The 18,926-nt window shown below is 60.1% G+C and carries 17 protein-coding genes; 8 read left to right on the plus strand and 9 right to left on the minus strand.

The window, feature by feature from the left end; translation table 11 throughout:
* Position 1: 1 nt before the first annotated feature.
* From crcB to BLQ09_RS14915, 4 genes are read right to left on the minus strand one after another with little or no spacing between them, the layout of a single operon-like run.
* The gene (gene crcB / locus BLQ09_RS14900) at positions 2 to 376 is read right to left on the minus strand and encodes a fluoride efflux transporter CrcB (RefSeq protein ID WP_027606345.1); all 375 of its coding nucleotides are present in this window, start codon (positions 374 to 376) and stop codon (positions 2 to 4) included.
* Complete coding sequence (locus tag BLQ09_RS14905) at positions 376 to 1,698, minus strand: replication-associated recombination protein A (protein ID WP_027606344.1); 1,323 nt, start codon at positions 1,696 to 1,698, stop codon at positions 376 to 378. The genes crcB and BLQ09_RS14905 overlap by 1 nt, the downstream gene beginning before the upstream one ends.
* 27 nt (positions 1,699 to 1,725) lie before the next feature.
* Positions 1,726 to 2,349: an outer membrane lipoprotein periplasmic chaperone LolA gene (lolA, locus tag BLQ09_RS14910; protein WP_027606343.1), complete on the minus strand. Its 624-nt coding sequence runs from the start codon at positions 2,347 to 2,349 to the stop codon at positions 1,726 to 1,728.
* Positions 2,350 to 2,403: 54 nt separating this feature from the next.
* Complete coding sequence (locus BLQ09_RS14915; RefSeq protein WP_027606342.1) at positions 2,404 to 4,812, minus strand: DNA translocase FtsK; 2,409 nt, start codon at positions 4,810 to 4,812, stop codon at positions 2,404 to 2,406.
* Between the two features lie 498 nt (positions 4,813 to 5,310).
* Here BLQ09_RS14915 and aat point away from each other — a divergent pair, with 498 nt between their 5' ends.
* The 3 genes from aat to infA all read left to right on the plus strand — a co-directional run bounded on the left by aat (position 5,311) and on the right by infA (position 7,073).
* Positions 5,311 to 5,991 (plus strand): leucyl/phenylalanyl-tRNA--protein transferase, encoded by a 681-nt coding sequence (gene aat / locus BLQ09_RS14920; protein ID WP_027606341.1) that lies wholly within the window; start codon positions 5,311 to 5,313, stop codon positions 5,989 to 5,991.
* 55 nt (positions 5,992 to 6,046) lie between these two features.
* Positions 6,047 to 6,754: an arginyltransferase gene (locus tag BLQ09_RS14925; RefSeq protein WP_027606340.1), complete on the plus strand. Its 708-nt coding sequence runs from the start codon at positions 6,047 to 6,049 to the stop codon at positions 6,752 to 6,754.
* A 100-nt stretch (positions 6,755 to 6,854) separates the two neighbouring features.
* A complete protein-coding gene (gene infA, locus BLQ09_RS14930) occupies positions 6,855 to 7,073 on the plus strand; it encodes a translation initiation factor IF-1 (RefSeq protein WP_002553999.1) in 219 nt (72 codons plus the stop codon).
* 163 nt (positions 7,074 to 7,236) lie between these two features.
* Here infA and clpA read toward each other — a convergent pair whose 3' ends face one another.
* Together clpA and clpS are read right to left on the minus strand one after the other, a co-directional pair.
* Entirely contained in the window at positions 7,237 to 9,507 is a 2,271-nt protein-coding gene (gene clpA / locus BLQ09_RS14935; protein ID WP_027606339.1) for an ATP-dependent Clp protease ATP-binding subunit ClpA, read from the minus strand.
* A gap of 29 nt (positions 9,508 to 9,536) precedes the next feature.
* Entirely contained in the window at positions 9,537 to 9,905 is a 369-nt protein-coding gene (gene clpS, locus BLQ09_RS14940; RefSeq protein ID WP_010567912.1) for an ATP-dependent Clp protease adapter ClpS, read from the minus strand.
* A 225-nt stretch (positions 9,906 to 10,130) separates the two neighbouring features.
* Here clpS and cspD point away from each other — a divergent pair, with 225 nt between their 5' ends.
* Positions 10,131 to 10,409 (plus strand): cold shock domain-containing protein CspD, encoded by a 279-nt coding sequence (cspD, locus tag BLQ09_RS14945; RefSeq protein ID WP_043293603.1) that lies wholly within the window; start codon positions 10,131 to 10,133, stop codon positions 10,407 to 10,409.
* Between the two features lie 81 nt (positions 10,410 to 10,490).
* On the opposite strand, the gene icd is transcribed toward cspD, so the two are convergent.
* The gene (gene icd, locus BLQ09_RS14950) at positions 10,491 to 11,747 is read right to left on the minus strand and encodes an NADP-dependent isocitrate dehydrogenase (protein WP_027606337.1); all 1,257 of its coding nucleotides are present in this window, start codon (positions 11,745 to 11,747) and stop codon (positions 10,491 to 10,493) included.
* A gap of 493 nt (positions 11,748 to 12,240) precedes the next feature.
* Between icd and BLQ09_RS14955 the strand changes: the two genes are divergently transcribed.
* Positions 12,241 to 14,466 (plus strand): NADP-dependent isocitrate dehydrogenase, encoded by a 2,226-nt coding sequence (locus BLQ09_RS14955; protein WP_092357612.1) that lies wholly within the window; start codon positions 12,241 to 12,243, stop codon positions 14,464 to 14,466.
* 57 nt (positions 14,467 to 14,523) lie between these two features.
* Here the strand turns inward: BLQ09_RS14955 and BLQ09_RS14960 are convergent, their stop codons facing one another.
* Entirely contained in the window at positions 14,524 to 15,396 is an 873-nt protein-coding gene (locus tag BLQ09_RS14960) for a LysR family transcriptional regulator (RefSeq protein WP_027606335.1), read from the minus strand.
* A gap of 72 nt (positions 15,397 to 15,468) precedes the next feature.
* On the minus strand, positions 15,469 to 16,365 hold the full coding sequence (locus tag BLQ09_RS14965) for a DMT family transporter (protein WP_092357614.1): 897 nt from the start codon (positions 16,363 to 16,365) through the stop codon (positions 15,469 to 15,471).
* A 189-nt stretch (positions 16,366 to 16,554) separates the two neighbouring features.
* Between BLQ09_RS14965 and BLQ09_RS14970 the strand changes: the two genes are divergently transcribed.
* The 3 genes from BLQ09_RS14970 to hflD are packed head-to-tail and all read left to right on the plus strand — an operon-like array spanning position 16,555 to position 18,805.
* On the plus strand, positions 16,555 to 17,001 hold the full coding sequence (locus tag BLQ09_RS14970; RefSeq protein ID WP_027606333.1) for an NUDIX hydrolase: 447 nt from the start codon (positions 16,555 to 16,557) through the stop codon (positions 16,999 to 17,001).
* 59 nt (positions 17,002 to 17,060) lie between these two features.
* Complete coding sequence (gene mnmA / locus BLQ09_RS14975) at positions 17,061 to 18,185, plus strand: tRNA 2-thiouridine(34) synthase MnmA (RefSeq protein WP_092357616.1); 1,125 nt, start codon at positions 17,061 to 17,063, stop codon at positions 18,183 to 18,185.
* Positions 18,182 to 18,805 (plus strand): high frequency lysogenization protein HflD, encoded by a 624-nt coding sequence (hflD, locus tag BLQ09_RS14980; RefSeq protein ID WP_027606331.1) that lies wholly within the window; start codon positions 18,182 to 18,184, stop codon positions 18,803 to 18,805. The genes mnmA and hflD overlap by 4 nt, the downstream gene beginning before the upstream one ends.
* The last annotated feature ends 121 nt before the right edge of the window (positions 18,806 to 18,926 follow it).

Here is an 18,926-nt window from a genome sequence, read left to right on the forward strand (position 1 = left end):
ATCAAAGTTTGGTCAAGGACAGGCCGGCCCAGGTGGCGAGCAGCCCGCCGAACACGCTGATGCCCAGGTACCCGAAGGCGACCAGGGCCTGCCCGCTTTCCAGCAGGCGCAGCGTATCCAGTGAAAAGGATGAAAAGGTCGTCAGACCGCCTACAAAGCCGACAATCAAGCCGGCGCGAATTTCAATCGGTACTTCCGGGCGCAACAGGAACCAGCCGTACAACAACCCGATGATCAGGCAACCCACTAGGTTGACCGCCAGGGTCGCCGCATAAAAATGCTTCGGCCAATTGGCGCTCACCCAAGTACCGGTGGCGAAACGCAATAATGTACCAGCGATGCCGGCTGCGGACACGGCAAGAATCGTCTTGAACACTACTTTCTCCGCTGTTTGGGGCTGAGGCGGTCGAGTTGGGCGAGGTGATTGAGCTTTTCACCGATCTTCAGCTCCAGGCCGCGGGGCACCGGCTGGTAGAACGGCTGCGGCTCAAGCTCATCGGGGAAATAGTCTTCGCCGGCGGCATAGGCGTCCGGCTCATCATGGGCATAGCGGTATTCATCACCGTAGCCCAGTTGTTTCATCAACTTGGTCGGCGCATTGCGCAGGTGCAGCGGCACTTCGAGGGAGCCGTGTTCGGCGGCCGCACGCAGGGCGGACTTGAAGCCCATGTACACCGCGTTGCTTTTCGGTGCGCAGGCCAGGTACGTGATGGCCTGGGCCACCGCCAGCTCGCCTTCCGGGCTGCCGAGGCGCTCCTGCACTTCCCAGGCCGCCAGGCATAGGCTCAAGGCACGCGGGTCGGCGTTGCCGATGTCTTCACTGGCCATGCGCACCACGCGGCGCGCCAGGTACAGTGGGTCGCAGCCGCCGTCGATCATGCGCGCAAACCAATACAGCGCGCCGTCCGGGTTGGAGCCGCGCACGGATTTGTGCAGCGCCGAAATCTGGTCGTAGAAAGCTTCGCCGCCCTTGTCGAAACGTCGACGCGTATCGCCGAGCAGGCTTTGCAACAGGTCGACGCCAATCTCGCTGCCGTCTTCGGCGAGGTCGGAGGCGTTCTCCAGCAGGTTGAGAAAGCGGCGACCGTCGCCGTCGGCAGCGCTGAGCAGGATCTTGAAGCCTTCGTCGCTGAGGCTCAGCTGACGCTTGCCCAGGCCCTTGTCTTCGCTCAAGGCACGGTGCAACAGCTTCTGCATCGCGGCTTCGTCGAGGCTCTTGAGCACATAGACCCGCGCCCGCGAGAGCAACGCATTGTTCAATTCAAACGAAGGGTTTTCGGTGGTGGCACCGATAAAAATCAGCGTGCCATCCTCGACGTAGGGCAAAAACGCATCCTGCTGAGACTTGTTGAAGCGATGCACTTCGTCGACAAACAGGATGGTGCGCTTGCCGTACTGCCCGGCCTGCTGCTTGGCCACCTCGACAGCCTGGCGGATCTCCTTGACCCCGGCCAGCACGGCCGAGACCGTTTCGAAGTGTGCATCCGAGACTTTTGCCAGCAGCCGCGCCAGGGTGGTCTTACCCACGCCCGGCGGCCCCCAGAAAATCATCGAGTGCAGCGCACCCTGCTCCAGGGCTTCGCGCAACGGCTTGCCGCGAGCGAGCAGGTGTTCCTGACCGACGTACTCATCCAGGTTGGTCGAGCGCAGGCGCGCGGCCAAAGGCTGGGCAATCGGGTCACTTCGAAACAGATCCATGGGCAGCGTTTGAAACCTCTGGGCAGTTTATTCCTGGATCACGTCGGCACCCTTGGGGATGTCGAACTTGAACTTGGACGCCGGTACCGGCTGGTTGGCCTTGACCCCGGAGAACAGGATATCGGTGCGCTGGCCGACGCTGTCGACCAGGCGCATGTTGTTGATCACGCCGTTGCCGAACGACAGGGACAGCGTGTCAAACAGCGTGTCCTTGGATTTCGGCTTGAGGGTGAACTCGATCACGTTGCTGGTCTGCTTGGAGGTGATGTCGAAGCTGTCGTTGATTTTCGACACGTCGCCCGAGAGCAGCAGCGCCGGCGTCTGGTTCAGGCGCGGGTCGAGCTTCTTGATGGTGGCCTGCTCCAGGTCCGGGTCCCACAGGGTGACTTTCTGGCCGTCCGAGACAATGGTCTGCTCGGCCTTGCCTTCGGTGTGCCAGTAGAACAGCCCTGGGCGCTGCACGGCCATCTCGCCGGCGGTTTCCTGCAACTGGGTGCCACCGGCATCCAGGGTGAGCTGGGAGAAGCGCGCAGTCAGGGTCTGGGATTTGTCCAACAGGTTTTTCAGGCTGGCGACGGAGGCCGGGTCAGCGTGGGCCGAAACAGCGGTCAGGGCCAGTACCGGCAACAACAGCATGCGGATAAGACGCATGGGAGTCCTCATTGAGTCGTAAGGGCGCGCCGCGTGCTGCCACGCGGCACGGAATCAGTCGCGCATCTGCCCGGGGGCGATGACTTCGCGCGAGCCGTTGGTGTTCATGGCAGTGACGACGCCAGCGTTTTCCATGGCTTCGATCATGCGCGCAGCGCGGTTATAGCCGATCTTCAGCTTGCGCTGCACCGCAGAAATCGAGGCGCGGCGGCTTTCCAGCACGAAGGCCACGGCTTCGTCATACAGCGCGTCGGTTTCGGCATCGTCGTCGCCACCGCTGCTGCCGCCGTCGAAGCCGCTGCCGGCCTCTTCGACACCGGCAAGGATGTCGTCGTTGTATTCGGGTGCGCCACGCAGCTTCCAGGCTTCCACCACGCGGTGCACTTCATCGTCGGAGACGAAGGCGCCGTGGACCCGGATCGGCAGGCTGGTGCCGGGCGGCATATAGAGCATGTCGCCGTGGCCCAGCAGTTGCTCGGCACCGCCCTGGTCGATGATGGTCCGTGAGTCGATCTTGCTCGACACCTGGAACGCCATGCGGGTCGGGATGTTGGCCTTGATCAGGCCGGTGATCACGTCCACCGACGGACGCTGGGTGGCAAGGATCAAGTGAATACCCGCCGCCCGCGCCTTCTGGGCGATACGGGCGATCAGTTCTTCGACCTTCTTGCCGACGATCATCATCATGTCGGCGAACTCGTCGACCACCACCACGATGGTCGGCAGCTTGCCCAGCAGCGGAGCCTCGTCGTGGATACTTTCGCGCTTGTACAGCGGGTCGGTCAGCGGCGTGCCGGCGTCCTGGGCTTCCTTGACCTTGGCGTTGAAGCCCGACAGGTTACGTACGCCCATCTTCGCCATCAGTTTGTAGCGGCGCTCCATCTCGGCCACGCTCCAGCGCAGGGCGTTGGCGGCGTCCTTCATGTCGGTGACCACCGGGCAGAGCAGGTGCGGAATGCCTTCGTAGATCGACAGTTCGAGCATCTTCGGGTCGATCATGATCAGCTTGGCGTCTTCCGGGCCGGACTTGAACAGGATCGACAGGATCATCGCGTTCACGCCCACCGATTTACCCGAACCGGTGGTACCGGCCACCAGCAGGTGAGGCATTTTGGCGAGATCGGTGATCACCGGCTTGCCGCCGATGTCGTGGCCCAGGGCCAGGGTGACCGGCGATTTGAAGTTGTCGTATTCGGGCGTCGACAGCACTTCGGAGAAACGCACGATCTGGCGGTCCTCGTTGGGAATCTCGATACCCACGGTGGTCTTGCCCGGGATCACTTCCACCACGCGCACGCTGGTCACGGCCAGGGAGCGCGCCAGGTCCTTGGCCAGGTTGGAAATGCGGCTGACCTTGACGCCGGCAGCCGGCTGGATTTCGTAACGGGTAATCACCGGGCCGGGATGGATCGAGTCCACCGACACCTCGACGCCGAACTCCTTGAGCTTGATTTCCAGCAGATGGCCGACGGCCGCCAGGGACTCAGGGGAATAGTTGAGCTGTTTCTTTTCGGCCGGATCGAGGATCGAGATCGGCGGCAAGGTGCCTTCCACGGCGCTGTCGACAAACAACGGCGCCTGTTTCTCTTTCTGCACGCGGTGGCTCGGCTCGGCCGGCTTGGGCGGCGCCGGGGCGATCACCGGCGGTACCTGCTTCTCGCGGTCCGACATGTGCTTGCTCAGGGCCTGCTCGCGTTCGATCAGGCGTTCCTTGACCTTGGCCTGCTCACGGCGGTCCGGTGTGCTTGGGGCCACCACTTCGTTGACGCGGGTATCCACCTCGCGCAACTGGGCCACCATGCGCTTGCGTTCGACCCGGGCGGCCCACCAGCGGTTGGCAGCGCCCTGGAACAGCTCCAGCAGGTCGAGGGTGATCTTGCCCGTCACGTCCATCACCTTGAACCACGACAGGTCGGTGAACACCGTGAGACCGAACAGGAACAGCGCGATAAACATCAGGGTGCTGCCCTGGATATTCAGGGTCTTGCGCGCCAGGTCGCCGAGGCTCTCGCCCAGCGCCCCACCCGCGCCCGCCGGCAGGCCGGTGGGTGCGTGGAAATGAATATGCGCCAGGGCGGCACCGGACAGCACCAGGAATACCAGGCCGATCAGGCGCCACGAAAACAGCCAGCCGCTCCACTGCCACGGCTCATGACGCTGGCGGAAGATCTGCCAGGTCTTGATCGCCAGCAACAACGGGAAGATATAGGCGAAGTAACCCAGCACCATGAACAGGATGTCGGCGCTGTAGGAGCCGGCAGGCCCACCGAAGTTCTGCACGTCTTCGATCTTGCTGTTGTGGCTCCAGCCCGGATCGTCCTTGCCATAGGTGAGCAAGGCCATCATCAAGAACAGGCACAGCGCGCCGATAGCGATCAGCGCGCCTTCCTTGAGTCGATAGTGCAGGTGCTGGCGCCAGGCCGGCACGACGGCTGCTTTAGGTGTTGCGGCGGATTTCTTCAAAACGGGTCTTTTCCTGCGCCTGTTAGCGCGTCCATCTGTTGAATAAGTGCAAATACTGCCCAATCCGAGCAGTTGAAAAATGAACGAACGTCGTGGAATCTACTTTTAACACTGGGCGATTGCTGGATGAAATGGCGATAACGCCACAATGGCCGCATTGTACGGGTTTGTGTTGCGGTTGCCACGCCACTTGGCTTTCTTCAGGCAGCATAGCCAATTGTGTGTCACAACATGTTCAATTTGAGCATGCATTGCCTTTGCTGACAAAGGCTTATGAGCTGTTTTTACCAATCCAGGCAAGCTTGGCAAATGGCCTGCATGGGCCAGACCCGATTACGACCACGCCTCACGCAGAGAGTTGCAGAAACACCCGCTCACGCTTATGCACGCCAACAGCCGATTCGGGCTGGCCCCACAGCGCTGCGTCGACAATAATCACACCCCTTGGGGCACGCGATCCGCCTGCCACTCCCCTCCCCTTCCGCAAGCCTGGATGCCATGCTGACCTGGTTACAACGCGACTCACTGACATTCCCCCCGCTGGCCAAGGCCATGCGCGAACCCAATGGCCTGCTCGCCGCCGGCGGCGACCTGTCGGCCGAACGACTGGTGCAAGCCTACCGCCACGGTTGCTTTCCCTGGTTCTCGGAGGGCCAGCCGATCCTCTGGTGGTCGCCGGACCCGCGCACCGTGATATTCCCCGACGAGCTGCACGTCTCCCGCAGCCTGGGCAAACTATTGCGCCAGCAGCGCTATACCGTGACCTTCGACCAGGACTTTGCCGCCGTCATCCAGGCGTGCGCCGCGCCGCGTGCGTATGCCGATGGCACCTGGATCACCGAAGGCATACAGAGCGCCTACCTGACGCTGCACCAGCGCGGTTACGCCCATTCGGTGGAGGTATGGGACAACGGCGAGCTGGTAGGCGGCCTGTATGGCCTGGCGATGGGCCAGCTGTTCTTCGGCGAGTCGATGTTCAGCCGTGCCGACAACGCCTCGAAATTCGGCTTTGCCACATTGACCCGGCAATTGCAGGCCTGGGGCTTTGTACTGATCGACTGCCAGATGCCCAACGACCACCTGCACAGCCTGGGTGCCCGCGCCATATCCCGCAGCGACTTTGCAGGTTTCCTGCGCAACCATCTGGACCAACCCAACGCAGGGCCATGGGTTTCTTAGGCGACATCCGCACACCTGGCTTACACTTATTTCAAAGCTTATCCGAGGGTTGATCATGACCGAGTTGGCGCGTTTGAAGTTTTATGCCACTCAACCCCACTCTTGCAGCTATCTGCCCGACGAGCAGGCCACCACGCTGTTCCTCGACCCCAGCCAGCCAATGGATGTGCACGTGTATGCCGATCTCTCGGAAATGGGTTTTCGACGCAGCGGCGATCATCTGTACCGGCCCCACTGCCAGAACTGCAATGCCTGCGTGCCGGCACGCATCCCCGTGGCGCAGTTTCTGCCGGACCGCAATCAGAAGCGCATCCTCAAGCGCAATGCCGACCTGACGGTGGCAGCTGCCAAGCCGCGATTCACCGAAGAGTATTTCGACCTGTACCAGCGCTATATCGAGCAGCGCCACGCCGACGGCGATATGTTCCCACCGAGCCGAGACCAGTTTTCCACCTTCCTGGTGCGCGACCTGCCGTTCTCGCGCTTTTACGAATTTCGCGCGGACGGCCGCCTGGTGGCCGTCGCCGTAACCGATTTGCTGCCTAACGGCCTGTCAGCGGTCTACACCTTCTACGAGCCGGCCGAAGAGCGACGCAGCCTCGGGCGTTTCGCGATTCTCTGGCAAATCGGTGAAGCACTGCGCCTGGAACTCGAGGCGGTGTACCTCGGATACTGGATCAAGAACTGCAAAAAGATGAATTACAAGACCCAATATCGCCCCATAGAACTGCTGATTAATCAAAGATGGGTCACGCTTAACTAGAACCCCTTGGCTTAAACACCCTTTTTCGGGCACAATGCACGCCGCTTTTGCCTGGCGCAGTTGCACCGGGCCATTCACTGGATACCGAGGGCTTTACTGCATGTCGAAAGAAGACAGCTTCGAAATGGAAGGCACTGTCGTCGACACCCTGCCCAACACCATGTTTCGTGTGGAGTTGGAAAATGGGCACGTCGTAACCGCGCATATCTCCGGCAAGATGCGCAAGAACTACATTCGTATTCTTACCGGTGACAAAGTGCGCGTCGAGCTGACGCCCTATGACTTGAGCAAAGGGCGTATCACTTACCGCGCTCGCTAAGCAAGTCAATACAAGACGCCCGGTTATGCCGGGCGTTTTTGTGTGCATGGGATTTCTCAAACACCGAGGGATCCTGCGGGAGGGGGCAAGCCCCATTCTGAGAATTGCATTTCAAGACAGCAAAAAGGCGCCTTTCGGCGCCTTTTGCGTTGTTACAGAACGATCAGGCCATTTCAGCCGTGGTTTCGAACTCGAAGGTCAGCTCGCCATCCTTCAGGTCGATATGCACCACGCCACCATGGTCGGAAAGCTCGCCAAACAGGATCTCTTCGGCCAGCGGCCGCTTGATCTTGTCCTGGATCAGGCGCGCCATCGGGCGAGCGCCCATTGCCGCGTCGTAGCCACCTTCGGCGATCCAGCTGCGCGCCGCTTCCGTGACATCCAGTTGCACGCGCTTGTCTTCCAACTGCGCCTGAAGCTCGGTAAGGAACTTGTCCACCACACTCTTGATGACCTCATGGCTGAGGCGACCAAACTGGATAATGGTGTCCAGGCGGTTGCGGAACTCCGGCGTGAAGCTCTTCTTGATCACTTCCATCGCATCGGACGAGTGATCCTGGTGGGTAAAGCCGATCGAAGCCCGCGCGGCCGTCTCGGCACCGGCGTTGGTGGTCATGATCAGGATGACATTGCGGAAGTCCGCCTTGCGCCCGTTGTTGTCGGTCAGGGTCCCGTGGTCCATTACCTGCAGCAGCAGGTTGAAGACTTCCGGGTGGGCCTTCTCGATTTCATCGAGCAGCAGTACGCAATGGGGCTGCTTGGTAATCGCTTCGGTCAACAGGCCGCCCTGGTCGAAACCGACATAGCCCGGAGGCGCACCGATCAGGCGCGACACGGTGTGACGCTCCATGTATTCGGACATGTCGAAGCGCACCAGCTCGATCCCCATGGCCTTGGCCAATTGCCGCGCCGCCTCGGTCTTGCCGACACCGGTAGGACCGGCGAACAGGAACGAACCGACAGGCTTGTCCGGCGACTTGAGGCCCGCACGCGACAGCTTGATCGCAGTGGACAGCGCGTCGATCGCTGCGTCCTGGCCGAACACGGTGAGCTTGAGGTCGCGCTCCAGGTTACGCAGCAGCTCCTTGTCAGAACTGTTGACGTGTTTTGGTGGAATCCGCGCGATCTTCGCGACAATGTCCTCGACCTGAGGCACGTCGATGCGCTTAACACGCTTCTCGACCGGCTGCAGGCGTTGGTAGGCCCCGGCCTCGTCGATCACATCGATGGCCTTGTCCGGCATATGCCGGTCATTGATGTAGCGCGACGCCAGCTCAGCGGCCGCACGCAACGCCTCATCGGTGTACTCGATGCCGTGGTGCGCTTCAAACCGCCCCTTGAGCCCGCGCAGGATGCCGATGGTGTCTTCGACCGACGGCTCGGACACGTCGACTTTCTGGAAGCGACGCGCCAGGGCACGGTCTTTCTCGAAGATGCCGCGGAATTCCTGGAAGGTGGTCGAACCGATGCAGCGGATATCACCCGACGACAACAACGGCTTGAGCAGGTTGGAAGCATCCATCACCCCACCGGATGCCGCACCCGCACCAATGATGGTGTGGATCTCGTCGATGAACAGGATCGCCTGCGGGCGTTTTTTCAGCTCGCCGAGCAGAGCCTTGAAGCGCTTCTCGAAATCGCCACGGTACTTGGTCCCGGCGAGCAACGCGCCCAGGTCAAGGGAGTAGACGACACTGTTGGCCAGCAGGTCCGGCACCTGGTTGTCGACGATGCGCTTGGCCAGGCCTTCGGCAATCGCGGTCTTGCCCACGCCCGCCTCACCCACCAGCAACGGGTTGTTCTTGCGACGGCGCGCCAGGATCTGCGCTACGCGCTCCACCTCAAGCTCACGCCCCACCAGCGGGTCGATCCGCCCCTGGCGCGCCAGCTCGTTGAGGTTGCTGGCATAGGCATCCAGCGGGTTGCTTGAAGAAGAAGACTCACCGCCCTCGTCGTCCTGCATATCCTGCTCACCCTCGGAATGATCGCCGTGCCCAGGCACCTTGGAGATACCGTGGGCGATGTAGTTGACGACATCGATACGGGCAACGCTCTGCTGCTTGAGCAGGAACACTGCCTGGCTTTCCTGTTCGCTGAAGATCGCCACAAGCACATTGGCGCCTGTGACTTCACGCTTACCGGAGCTCTGTACGTGGAAAACAGCACGTTGCAATACCCGCTGGAAGCCCAGGGTTGGCTGGGTTTCACGATCCTCGTCATGCACGGGGATCAGTGGCGTGGTGGAGTCGATAAACTCCTGCAGGTCATGCTTGAGCTTGTCGAGATTGGCGCCGCACGCACGCAGAACCGTGGCGGCAGCTTCGTTATCCAAAAGTGCCAGCAGCAGGTGTTCGACGGTCATGAATTCATGACGCTTCGAACGAGCCTCCTTGAAGGCAAGATTGAGGGTGACTTCGAGCTCGCGGTTTAACATAGCTTCACCTCATACCCAAGTGGTCGGCGTTAACCGTCCTTCTCGATTTCACAGAGTAGCGGATGCTGGCTTTCCCTGGCGTACTGGTTGACCTGCATGGCCTTTGTCTCGGCGATGTCACGGGTAAACACTCCACATACTGCCCGTCCTTCTGTGTGAACGGCCAGCATTACCTTGGTCGCCAACTCGCGGTTCAGGTTAAAAAACACCTCGAGCACTTCGACCACGAAATCCATCGGTGTGTAGTCATCGTTGAACAAAACCACCTTGTACATCGGCGGCGCCTGTAAAGCAGGCTTGGCCTCCTGAACAGCAATGCCTGCAGAACCGTCGTCATCGTGTTCGTGATCCGGTCGATCCTGATTGAATGTTAGTCGAATCTGGCTGATTGCATGCATGGAAAGAAAGGTTCGTCAGTGGTTCAAATACAGTGGTGGGGGCGACCTGTCAGAATTTCAACTCCTGACCACCCGGTCGCCTTGACTATCGGCAAATCGGTGTTACAACCAATAGAACCCACAGTGGGTAAAAAAGGTCCGCGCAGTCAACCTTATTTATTCGGGTTAGGACGGATAAACTGGATGATACTCCAGTGATGGAGTCTGGTGCAGAGGGATATGGGTATGTCTGGCGTCAAGATCAGTGGCAAGGTCAAGTGGTTCAACAATGCCAAGGGATATGGCTTTGTTAATGAAGACGGTAAAACCGAGGACCTTTTTGCGCACTACTCAGCGATTAACATGGATGGGTACAAAACGCTGAAGGCGGGCCAAGCTGTGAGCTTTGAAATCATTCAAGGACCGAAAGGGCTGCACGCCGTGAATATCGGTGCAGTGAAAGCCGAAACACATGAAAAAAACACGCCATCAACCGCTCATAACGAAAAGAAACAAACGGCCTGACACCCCGCGAAGCGAGTGACATGCGATAAAAAACCGGCCGCCCGATCGACTTGGGTTGGCCGGTTTTTTTGTACCAGGCTTTTACATATGCGAAATCAACGCATCCCCAAAGCCCGACGACGACACCAGCTTCGCGCCATCCATCAGGCGCTCGAAGTCATAGGTCACGGTCTTGGCCGAAATAGCACCATTGGTGCCCTTGATGATCAGGTCGGCCGCTTCGGTCCAGCCCATATGACGCAGCATCATTTCCGCCGACAGGATCAACGAGCCCGGGTTGACCTGGTCCTTGCCCGCATACTTGGGCGCAGTGCCGTGGGTGGCCTCGAACATGGCCACGGTGTCGGACAGGTTGGCACCCGGCGCAATCCCGATGCCACCCACCTCCGCCGCCAGGGCGTCGGACAGGTAGTCGCCGTTCAGGTTGAGGGTCGCGATCACGTCATACTCGGCCGGACGCAACAGGATCTGCTGGAGCATGGCATCGGCGATGGCATCCTTGACCACTACATTCTTGCCGGTCTTCGGGTTCTTGAACTGCATCCACGGGCCGCCATCCAGCAGGGTCGCACCGAATTCTTCAGCCGCCACTTCGTAGGCCCATTCCTTGAAGGCCCCTTCGGTGAACTTCATGATGTTGCCTTTGTGCACGATGGTCAGCGAGTCGCGGTCGTTATCCACTACATATTGCAGGGCCTTGCGCGCCAGGCGCTTGGTGCCTTCCAGCGATACCGGCTTGATCCCAATGCCGCAATCCTGGTCGAAACGAATCTTGGTGACGCCCATTTCCTCCTTGAGGAACTTGATGACCTTGGTCGCTTCCGGCGAGCCGGCCTTCCACTCGATCCCGGCGTAAATGTCTTCGGAGTTTTCGCGGAAGATGGTCATGTCCACGTCGCCTGGTTTCTTGACCGGGCTGGGCACACCTTCGAACCAGCGCACCGGGCGCAGGCAGACGTAGAGGTCGAGTTGCTGGCGCAGGGCCACGTTCAGCGAACGAATGCCACCCCCTACCGGAGTGGTCAGCGGGCCCTTGATGGACACCACGTAATCCTTGACCGCATCCAGGGTTTCCTGGGGCAGCCAGGTGTCCTGGTCGTAGACCTGGGTCGCTTTCTCGCCGGCGTACACCTCCATCCACGAGATCTTGCGCTTGCCGCCGTAGGCCTTTTCAACAGCTGCGTCGACCACCTTGATCATCACCGGGCTGATGTCGACGCCAATACCGTCACCTTCGATATACGGGATGATCGGTTGGTCAGGAACATTGAGAGAATGGTCTGCATTGACGGTGATTTTGTCGCCGACTGCCGGAACCTGAATCTTCTTGTATCCCATGCTGAACTCCATCTATGGATTGAACATCTGGCTGCGTTCGAGCCTACTCCAGATAAATGGCGACTGAAACCTCGCGCCATGCTCATTTGCATCGAAAACAGCATAAATTGTCGCCTACAAGCCTGAAAGCAAAGGGAAAAGCGCCAATCTTGAGCACTTCGTGCGACTTTAGGCGTAACCCGGTACCTGCGACCTTTAGACCAATGGACGACACACCTTTTGTATGAAGGCTCGGCGTAAGCATAGCGACCTATGTATAATGCCGCCGCTGACCAAAGAGTCACGATGGCAGACCGCTCTGGAACAGGGCCCTCCGCTACAAAGCAGGACTAATACAATAGTCCACCCGCTTGACGCTCGACTGATGCAACCCAACATCACCGCGAAGAAACCTCGACCTTTCGCTCATGGATGACTTTGAACGAACGCGCTCCACCCGGCGCATCTCGAGTTTCTGCGCACGCTTTCAGCAAAGAAGAGAGTTAATCCGAATATGCCCACCCGCTCGAAGATCATCTACACCTTCACCGACGAAGCCCCAGCCCTCGCCACCTATTCACTGCTGCCTATCGTAGAGGCCTTCACCGCTTCCGCTGATATTGCCGTGGAAACCCGCGACATCTCCCTCGCAGGGCGCATCCTCGCAAGCTTCCCCGAGCAACTGGGCACCAAGGCCGTACCGGACCACCTCGCCGAACTGGGCGACCTGGCCGTTACCCCTGAAGCCAACATCATCAAGCTGCCGAACATCAGTGCCTCGACCCCGCAACTGCAAGCCGCGATCAAGGAACTGCAGGCCCAGGGCTATGCCCTGCCGGACTACCCGGAAACCGTAACCACCGACGCGGAAAAAGAAACCCGTGCACGTTACGACAAGGTCAAGGGCAGCGCCGTGAACCCGGTACTGCGCGAAGGCAACTCCGACCGCCGCGCGCCGCTGTCGGTCAAGAACTACGCTCGCAAGCACCCGCACAAGATGGGCGCCTGGGCTGCGGACTCCAAGTCCCACGTTGCCCACATGAGCAACGGCGACTTCTACGGCAGCGAAAAAGCCGTGCAGATCGAAGCCGCTGACGCGGTCAAGATCGAGCTGGTCGCCCAGGACGGCACCACCACCGTCCTGAAAGAAAAGACCACCGTCAAGGCCGGCGAAATCATCGACAGCGCGGTACTGAGCAAGAACGCCCTGCGCAGCTTCATCGCCGCTGAAATCGAAGATGCCAAGAAACAAGGCGTGCTGCTGTCGGTCCACCTGAAAGCCACCATGATGAAGGTCTCCGACCCGATCATGTTCGGCCAGATCGTTGCCGAGTTCTATAAAGACGCCCTGGCCAAGCACGCAGACGTGCTGGCACAGATCGGCTTCAACCTGAACAACGGCATCGGCGACCTGTACGCCCGCATCAAGGCCCTGCCGGCCGAGCAACAAGCCCAGATCGAAGCTGACATCCAGGCGGTCTACGCCGCTCGTCCTTCCCTGGCGATGGTCAACTCCGACAAAGGCATTACCAACCTGCACGTGCCGAGCGACGTCATCGTCGACGCCTCGATGCCGGCCATGATCCGTGACTCCGGCAAGATGTGGGGCACCGACGGCCAACTGCACGACACCAAGGCCGTGATCCCGGATCGCTGCTACGCCACCATCTACCAGGCGGTGATCGAAGAGTGCAAGGCCAACGGCGCCTTCGACCCTACCACCATGGGCAGCGTGCCGAACGTTGGCCTGATGGCGAAAAAAGCCGAAGAGTACGGCTCCCACGACAAGACCTTCCAGGTCAAGGCTGACGGCGTCGTCCGCGTGACCGACAGCAAGGGCAACCTGCTGATGGAACAGAAAGTCGAAGCCGGCGACATCTTCCGCATGTGCCAGACCCAAGACGCGCCGATCCAGGATTGGGTCAAGCTGGCCGTCAACCGTGCCCGCGCCAGCAACACCCCGGCCATCTTCTGGCTGGACCCCCAGCGCGCGCACGACGGCGTCGTGGTCGAGAAAGTCCAGACCTACCTGAAAGACCACAACACCGAAGGCCTGGACATCCGCATCATGTCGCCGGTCGACGCGATGAAGTTCACCCTGGAGCGTACCCGCAAGGGCCTGGACACCATCTCGGTGACCGGCAACGTGCTGCGTGACTACCTGACCGACCTGTTCCCGATCATGGAACTGGGCACCAGCGCCAAGATGCTGTCCATCGTACCGCTGATGAATGGCGGTGGCCTGTTCGAAACCGGCGCCGGCGGCTCGGCACCGAAGCACGTACAGCAACTGCTGGAAGAAAACTTCCTGCGTTGGGACTCCCTGGGCGAGTTCCTGGCCCTGGCCGCTTCCCTCGAGCATTTGGGTGTGACGTACAACAACCCGAAAGCCCTGGTACTGTCCAAGACCCTGGACCAGGCCACCGGCCAGTTCCTCGACAACAACAAGTCGCCATCGCGCAAAGTCGGCAACATCGACAACCGCGGCAGCCACTTCTACCTGGCGCTGTACTGGGCCCAGGCCCTGGCCGCCCAGACCGAAGACACGGCACTGCAAGGCCAATTCGGCGAACTGGCCAAGACCCTGGCCGCGAACGAAGCAACCATCGTTGCCGAGCTCAATGCCGTACAGGGCAAGCCAGTGGACATCGGCGGCTACTACGCGCCGAACCCGGCGCTGACCAGCAAGGCCATGCGCCCAAGCAACACCCTCAATGCGGCGATTGCCAAGTTGAAGTAAGGTTGTAGGGATGCATCACAAACCCCGGCCACGTGCCGGGGTTTGTGTTTTCAGGGTTTATGCAACACCGTATTCCTCGCGCCATGCGGCCTCGATAATCGCCAGGAACTGCGGTTTGTACCAAGGTTCCCAGCCCGGCCTCTGCTTGAGTTCAACCCCAAACCCCGGCAGCGCAGGCAAATGCGCGAGCGCTTCGACGTTTTTCAAGCCCGGCACCTGGGCAAACCAGGGTAAAAGCGTCACACCGACTCCCGCCTGGACCGCTGAACGCAGCGACATCAAGTCTTCAGACTCATACACGCAGCGCCACCTGATGCCACTCTCCTCCAAACGCCGAATCGCCAGGCTCCTGAACACGCAGGGCGCCTTGAACAGCGCCAGCGAAACTTCCTGCCCTTCCATGGGGGCTGCCGCACACTCGCCACCCAGCCACATCAACGAAAGTGCATGCAAAGGCACGCCAGCGACTTTTGGCAACTCATCAATCATCAGGCCAATATCGATTCGTCCCTCACTGAACGCCTCTGCGAGCAACAGGGAACGCGCGACCTTGACCACAATTCGCACTGAAGGTAATTCAAGCGCCAGAGCAGGAATAATGCGCTGCAGGATTTCCTCGCTGAAATATTCGGGAATACCCAGCGTCACGGACTCTTGAGTGCGACTGGCATCAAACAGGCTCCCCACTTTGTCGTTGACGCTGACCATTTGCTGGGCATAGCCGGTCAAGCGCTCTCCTTCGAGGGTGAGCAACACCTGCCGATTGTCGCGGGCAAAAAGCTCGACACCCAGCAAATCCTCAAGTCGTCGAATTTGCTGGCTGATTGCCGGCTGGGTCAGGCTCAACGCTTGCGCGGCCCGGGTGAAACTGCCCAGCTCTGCGACCTTGAGGAAACTGCGCAGCGACTGAATATCAAGATTGACTCTCATGCCACACCCATGGGAGTGAGTAATTATTCCCCGCCATTAGTGCAAGGCGCCCGCTATACCTGTCAAGACTACCTACTTGGCGCGCACATGATTCATCCAATAAACCCCTGCCCCTGAAACAACAAACCCTACAATCGCCACCCCACTCGGCACCTCACCCAACACCAACGACGCCATGATCTGCGTGACCGCCGGAATCACATGAAACAAGTTCGTCGCCTTACTCGCCTCCCCGCGTCGAATCATCAAATACAGCAGCGTCAGCGCACCCACGGAGTTCATCAGCGTGATCCAGGCCACCGACGCTGCGAATGGAACCCACTCGGTGACCTGCATGGTTTCGGTGGTGTAGGCCAGCAGCAACATGACCAACGACGCGGTGACCATCTGAATGAAACACCCCACCCATAGATTCACCCCGCCAAGAAAGCGCTTCTGGTAGAGCGTGCCAAGCGTGATACCCAATAGCGCCAAGCCCACCGCGCCGTAACCACCCACTGACGCCTCGGAGCCAAAAAAGCTGCTGGCCACGACGATGGCCACGCCGCCAACGCCGAGGATCGAACCCGGCAGGTCGCGCCAACTCAATTGTTCACCCAGGCAGAAATAGGCACCGATCACCACGAACACCGGCATCAGCCCGACGATCAATGCCGCCTGCCCTGCGGGAACGCCGTGGCTGATGCCGGTGTAAAGGCCGCCGAACTGCAGGGCCTGCAACAGCAGCCCCACTGTCGCAGCATGGAAGTAGGGTGCAAGTCGTTTCGGCCATTGCGCCTTGATGGCGAGTGCAACGCCCAGGAACACCAGGGCAGCCAGGGCAAACCGATAGAACGTCATGGTGAAGGGCTCGCCATAACGCACACCGAACGCACCGCCGATGTAGCCGGAACTCCACAGCAGGATGAAGGCAATGGGCAGTGGCGATGTAAGGCGTACTTCGTAGCTTTTATCGGCAATCGGGTTCATGACACTCTCCAAACTGAGGGTTCTGGAGAGATAAGCTGCGCCAGGCGCTGAAATCGGTAAAATCATAAAATGTCAGGCGCATCATGCAGATTGCTTATGCATCATCCTTGTGGGAGGGGGATTGCCCCCTCCCACACTGCTGTAATCCTGCTCCAAGACTGCGCTGCATTCAGAATCGAGACGCATCCCATGACCTGGCAACCCCACATCACCGTCGCCACCATCGTCGAAGACAACGGCAAATTCCTGATGGTCGAAGAGCTCAAGGGCGGCCGCGCCGTGCTCAACCAGCCCGCCGGCCATCTCGACCCGCATGAAACCCTGACCGAGGCCGCCGTGCGCGAGACCCTCGAAGAAACCGGCTGGGACGTGGAAGCCACGGGTATCGTCGGCATCTACCTGTACACCGCACCCAGCAACGGGGTTACCTATCAACGCGTCTGCTTTATTGCCAAGGCACTGAAACACCACCCGGACTATCAACTGGACGAAGGCATCCTGCGCGCCCGCTGGTTGAGCCGTGACGAGCTGATGGCCGTGCGCGACGACTGGCGCAGCGAGCTGATCATCCGCTGTATCGATGATTACCTGGCCGGTCAGCGTCACAGCCTGGAATTGATCCGCCCTTCTCTTTAGCCTTGCGGGCCCAGGCCTGTTAGAATCGCGTCCTTTTTCAAGACACCCGTTGAAACCCTATGCGTGATCCAGCCCCTTCTGACACACAAAAGAAGCGCGTCATCGTCGGCATGTCCGGCGGCGTGGACTCTTCCGTTTCCGCCGTTCTGCTCATGGAGCAGGGTTATGAGGTGGAAGGCCTGTTCATGAAGAACTGGGAAGAAGACGATGGAACGGAATATTGCACCGCCATGGACGACCTCGCGGACGCCCAGGCCGTGTGCGACAAAATTGGCATCAAGCTGCACACCGCCAACTTCGCCGCCGAGTACTGGGACAACGTGTTCGAGCACTTCCTGGCCGAATACAAGGCCGGTCGCACGCCGAACCCGGACATCCTGTGCAACCGCGAAATCAAGTTCAAGGCGTTCCTCGACTACGCCATGATCCTTGGCGCCGACTTGATTGCCACTGGCCACTACGTGCGCCGCCGTGACATCGATGGCCGCACCGAACTGCTCAAGGGCCTGGACCCGAACAAGGACCAGAGCTACTTCCTGCACGCCGTCGGTGGTGAACAGATCGCCAAGACCCTGTTCCCGGTGGGCGAGCTGGAAAAGCCAGAAGTGCGCAGGATCGCCGAGCAACACGGCCTGGCGACCGCCAAGAAGAAGGACTCCACCGGGATCTGCTTTATCGGCGAGCGCCGCTTCAGCGACTTCCTCAAGCAGTACCTGCCGGCGCAACCGGGCGAGATCAAGACCACCGACGGCGAAGTGATCGGCCGTCACCACGGCCTGATGTACCACACCATCGGCCAGCGCCAGGGCCTGGGCATCGGCGGCCTGAAGGACGCCGGCGAAGAGCCGTGGTACGTGCTGGTCAAGAACCTGGAGCACAACGTGCTGATCGTCGGCCAGGGCAATGAACACCCGCTGCTGTTCTCGGGCGCACTGCTGGCCTCGGAGATCTATTGGGTCAACCCGATCGACCTGAGCACCCCGCGCCGCCTGACGGCCAAGGTACGCTATCGCCAGGGCGACCAGCCCTGCGTCCTGGAAAAAACCGCGACGGGCTACCGCGCCACCTTTGATGACCCGCAACGCGCGGTCACCCCTGGCCAGTCCGTGGTGTTCTATGACGGCGAAATTTGCCTGGGCGGCGGCGTGATTGAAGTCGCCGAAGCCTGGAGCAACCCGGCATGAGCCCGACCCAGGAGCAATTGACAGCACTCGGCGGGGTATTTCTCTCCGCCGTGCTGGTGGACAAGATCGCCAAGACCGGCCAGGTTACCGAAGCCGGCCTGACCTGCATGCTCGGCAGCCTGCTGATCCGCGACCCCAAGGACACCCTGGAAGTCTACGGCGGCGACGACCTCGCACTGCGTGAAGGTTACCGCGCACTGATCGGCGCCCTTGAGCGCGACCCGAGTACCTTGCAGCGTGAGCCGCTGCGCTACGCCCTGTCGATGCTCGGCCTCGAGCGCCAGCTGGCCAAGCGCGAAGACATGCTGGAAACCATCGGCAAACGCCTGCCGCAGATCCAGTCCCAGGTAGAACACTTCGGCCCGGCCCACGAAAACGTGATCGCCGCCTGCGGTGCGCTGTACCAGGACACCTTGAGCACCTTGCGCCAGCGCATCCAGGTGCACGGCGACATGCGCAACCTGCAGCAACCGAACAACGCCTCGAAAATCCGCGCACTGCTGCTGGCCGGTATTCGTTCGGCGCGGTTGTGGCGGCAATTGGGCGGTCATCGCTGGCAGCTGGTGATCAGCCGACGCAAATTGCTCAAAGAGCTTTACCCGTTGATGCGCAACGAATAAGTCGCACCGACAGGCTATTTTCAAGCCGTTACGCGTAATACGCCGGTCAGTTGGCAACGGACCGGCGGATTTTTTCATGTATGATACGCGCCCCATTTCGTTGCCCGACTGTCCGAGAACA

The organism is Pseudomonas sp. NFACC25, from assembly GCF_900100935.1.
Taxonomy (GTDB): domain Bacteria; phylum Pseudomonadota; class Gammaproteobacteria; order Pseudomonadales; family Pseudomonadaceae; genus Aquipseudomonas; species Aquipseudomonas marginalis.